Below are 4,494 nucleotides of genomic sequence, written 5' to 3' on the forward strand. Positions count from 1 at the left end.
AGGATTGAGGCGGTGCGCGTCCGAAACTTGAGAACTCAACAGTGTGCCACATGTCGATGCCAAATTACTCCGGCATCAGCCTCTTGTAAGGGGGTTGGTGTTTGGATTCCTTTGGTTGAAAATGAAATGTCAGTGACATTTTGTTCGATGTCAGAGATTAACTAGTCTCCACGTGAGTGGGGATGTACTTCGTATTGATGTATCCCGGCCGTTTGGTTGGGTGTACAGCAATCATTTACGGAGAGTTTGATCCTGGCTCAGGACGAACGCTGGCGGCGTGCTTAACACATGCAAGTCGAACGGTGACCTCGGAGCTTGCTTCGGGTGATCAGTGGCGAACGGGTGAGTAACACGTGAGTAACCTGCCCCAGACTCTGGGATAACCTCGGGAAACCGGGGCTAATACCGGATATGCAGCGTTCCCGCATGGGATGCGTTGGGAAAGTTTTTCGGTCTGGGATGGACTCGCGGCCTATCAGCTTGTTGGTGAGGTAGTGGCTCACCAAGGCGACGACGGGTAGCCGGCCTGAGAGGGCGACCGGCCACACTGGAACTGAGACACGGTCCAGACTCCTACGGGAGGCAGCAGTGGGGAATATTGCACAATGGGCGCAAGCCTGATGCAGCGACGCCGCGTGGGGGATGAAGGCCTTCGGGTTGTAAACCCCTTTCAGCAGGGAAGAAGCGAAAGTGACGGTACCTGCAGAAGAAGCGCCGGCTAACTACGTGCCAGCAGCCGCGGTAATACGTAGGGCGCAAGCGTTGTCCGGAATTATTGGGCGTAAAGAGCTCGTAGGCGGTTTGTCGCGTCTGCTGTGAAAACCCGAGGCTCAACCTCGGGCCTGCAGTGGGTACGGGCAGACTAGAGTGTGGTAGGGGAGACTGGAATTCCTGGTGTAGCGGTGGAATGCGCAGATATCAGGAGGAACACCGATGGCGAAGGCAGGTCTCTGGGCCACAACTGACGCTGAGGAGCGAAAGCGTGGGGAGCGAACAGGATTAGATACCCTGGTAGTCCACGCCGTAAACGGTGGGCACTAGATGTGGGGCTCATTCCATGAGTTCCGCGTCGCAGCTAACGCATTAAGTGCCCCGCCTGGGGAGTACGGCCGCAAGGCTAAAACTCAAAGGAATTGACGGGGGCCCGCACAAGCGGCGGAGCATGCGGATTAATTCGATGCAACGCGAAGAACCTTACCAAGGCTTGACATATACCCTCTACCCCCAGAGATGGGGGGTGCTTCGGCGGGGTATACAGGTGGTGCATGGTTGTCGTCAGCTCGTGTCGTGAGATGTTGGGTTAAGTCCCGCAACGAGCGCAACCCTCGTCCTATGTTGCCAGCACGTAATGGTGGGGACTCATAGGAGACTGCCGGGGTCAACTCGGAGGAAGGTGGGGATGACGTCAAATCATCATGCCCCTTATGTCTTGGGCTTCACGCATGCTACAATGGCCGGTACAAAGGGCTGCAATACCGTAAGGTGGAGCGAATCCCAAAAAGCCGGTCTCAGTTCGGATTGAGGTCTGCAACTCGACCTCATGAAGTCGGAGTCGCTAGTAATCGCAGATCAGCAACGCTGCGGTGAATACGTTCCCGGGCCTTGTACACACCGCCCGTCAAGTCACGAAAGTCGGTAACACCCGAAGCCAGTGGCCTAACCCGTATGGGAAGGAGCTGTCTAAGGTGGGATTGGCGATTGGGACTAAGTCGTAACAAGGTAGCCGTACCGGAAGGTGCGGCTGGATCACCTCCTTTCTAAGGAGCACCTGACGTCCACACTGTGGTGTGGGGGTCCAGGACCCATGCTCAGACCGTTCGTGTCTGGGGTGGGGCTCATGGATGGAACATCGATGTGGCCTGTCACTGACCTTGAGTCGTGACGCTAGTACGCCTGTCTCCTTGCGAGACGGGTGGGAACGTGTGACGCAAAGAGGTGGGGGATGGGCATGGCGCACTGTTGGGTCCTGAAGGGTCGGGCGTAAAGCTCCCTTTCAGGCCACCACACACTCCTGTGACTTCGGTTGTGGGGGTTCGGGTGGCTGTCGGACTATCGGATGCTATCGAACCGCTTGGCTGAGGCTGGGTAGGCGTGGTGTGAGGGTAGGCCCGGTCGTTGTTTGAGAACTGCACAGTGGACGCGAGCATCTTTGATATCTGTGGTCAAGTTTTTAAGAGCACATGGTGGATGCCTTGGCAGTAGGAGCCGAAGAAGGACGTTGTAGCCTGCGAAAAGCCTCGGGGAGCTGGCAAACAAGCTTTGATCCGAGGATGTCCGAATGGGGAAACCCCGCTGGAGTCATGTCCAGTGACCCACGCCTGAACACATAGGGCGTGTGGAGGGAACGTCGGGAAGTGAAACATCTCAGTACCGACAGGAAGAGATATTCCGTGAGTAGTGGCGAGCGAAAGCGGAACAGGCCAAACCGTATGCGTGTGATAGCCGGCAGGCGTTGCGTATGCGGGGTTGTGGGACCTTTCTGATCATTCTGCCGAATGGTCGAGGAGTCAGAAATCCGCGTGATAGTCGAAGGGCATTGAAAGGCCCGGCGTAGAGGGTGCAACCCCCGTAGACGAAATTGCGCGGACTCCTGAAGGGGATCCCAAGTAGCACGGGGCACGAGAAATCCCGTGTGAATCCGCAGAGACCACTCTGTAAGCCTAAATACTACCTACTGACCGATAGCGAATCAGTACCGTGAGGGAAGGGTGAAAAGTACCCCGAGAGGGGAGTGAAATAGTACCTGAAACCGTGTGCTTACAATCCGTCGGAGCCTCCATAGCAGGGGTGACGGCGTGCCTTTTGAAGAATGAGCCTGCGAGTTAGTGCTCAGTGGCAAGGTTAACCCGTGTGGGGCAGCCGTAGCGAAAGCGAGTCCGAATAGGGCGTTTGAGTCGCTGGGTCTAGACCCGAAGCGAAGTGATCTATCCATGGCCAGGCTGAAGCGCGGGTAAGACCGCGTGGAGGGCCGAACCCACTTGGGTTGAAAACCGAGGGGATGAGCTGTGGATAGGGGTGAAAGGCCAATCAAACTTCGTGATAGCTGGTTCTCCCCGAAATGCATTTAGGTGCAGCGTTGCGTGTTTCTTGCCGGAGGTAGAGCTACTGGATGGCCGATGGGCCCCACCAGGTTACTGACGTCAGCCAAACTCCGAATGCCGGTAAGTGAGAGCGCAGCAGTGAGACTGCGGGGGATAAGCTTCGTAGTCGAGAGGGAAACAGCCCAGAACACCAACTAAGGCCCCTAAGCGTGTGCTAAGTGGGAAAGGATGTGGAGTTGCATAGACAACCAGGAGGTTGGCTTAGAAGCAGCCACCCTTGAAAGAGTGCGTAATAGCTCACTGGTCAAGTGATTCCGCGCCGACAATGTAGCGGGGCTCAAGTACACCGCCGAAGTTGTGTCATTCACATTTATGCTAGGCCTTCGTGGTCCAGGCGTGTGGATGGGTAGGGGAGCGTCGTGTGGCGGGTGAAGCTGCGGAGTGATCCAGCAGTGGACGCTACACGAGTGAGAATGCAGGCATGAGTAGCGAAAGACGGGTGAGAAACCCGTCCGCCGAATGACCAAGGGTTCCAGGGCCAGGTTAATCCGCCCTGGGTAAGTCGGGACCTAAGGCGAGGCCGACAGGCGTAGTCGATGGACAACGGGTTGATATTCCCGTACCGGCGAAGAACCGCCCATGACGAGGCGGACGATGCTAAGTGCCCAAAGCCGGCGAACCCTTCGGGGCAAGTACGGTGGCGCGCACGAACCAGATCCGTAGTAGTCAAGCGTATTAACAGGGGTGACGCAGGAAGGTAGCCGAGCGTGGCGATGGTAGTCCACGTCTAAGGGTGTAGGGCGAGCTGTAGGCAAATCCGCAGCTCACATAGCCTGAGACCTGATGGTAACCACGTATGTGGGAAATCGGTGATCCTATGCTGCCAAGAAAAACCTCGGCGCGAGGTTCTAGCCGCCCGTACCCCAAACCGACTCAGGTGGTCAGGTAGAGAATACTAAGGCGATCGAGTGAATCGTGGTTAAGGAACTCGGCAAAATGCCCCCGTAACTTCGGGAGAAGGGGGGCCTGAGGCGTGAAGGCACTTGCTGCTGGAGCGTTTGAAGGCCGCAGAGACCAGGGAGAAGCGACTGTTTACTAAAAACACAGGTCCGTGCGAAGTCGCAAGACGATGTATACGGACTGACGCCTGCCCGGTGCTGGAAGGTTAAGAGGAGGGGTCAGCCGCAAGGCGAAGCTCCGAATTTAAGCCCCAGTAAACGGCGGTGGTAACTATAACCATCCTAAGGTAGCGAAATTCCTTGTCGGGTAAGTTCCGACCTGCACGAATGGCGTAACGACTTCTCCGCTGTCTCAACCGCGAACTCGGCGAAATTGCACTACGAGTAAAGATGCTCGTTACGCGCAGCAGGACGGAAAGACCCCGGGACCTTTACTATAGCTTGGTATTGGTATTCGGTGTGGTTTGTGTAGGATAGGTGGGAGACTATGAAGC

Annotated in this window: 2 rRNA genes; both read left to right on the plus strand. The window is 56.4% G+C overall.

Features of this window, described 5'->3' with window-relative positions:
• The first annotated feature begins 234 nt into the window (after positions 1 to 234).
• Positions 235 to 1,757 (plus strand): 16S ribosomal RNA (locus ABEA62_RS12635).
• Positions 1,758 to 2,160: 403 nt separating this feature from the next.
• Positions 2,161 to 4,494 (plus strand): 23S ribosomal RNA (locus tag ABEA62_RS12640); the annotation flags it as partial.

The organism is Demequina sediminis (assembly GCF_039545075.1).
Classification (GTDB): domain Bacteria; phylum Actinomycetota; class Actinomycetes; order Actinomycetales; family Demequinaceae; genus Demequina; species Demequina sediminis.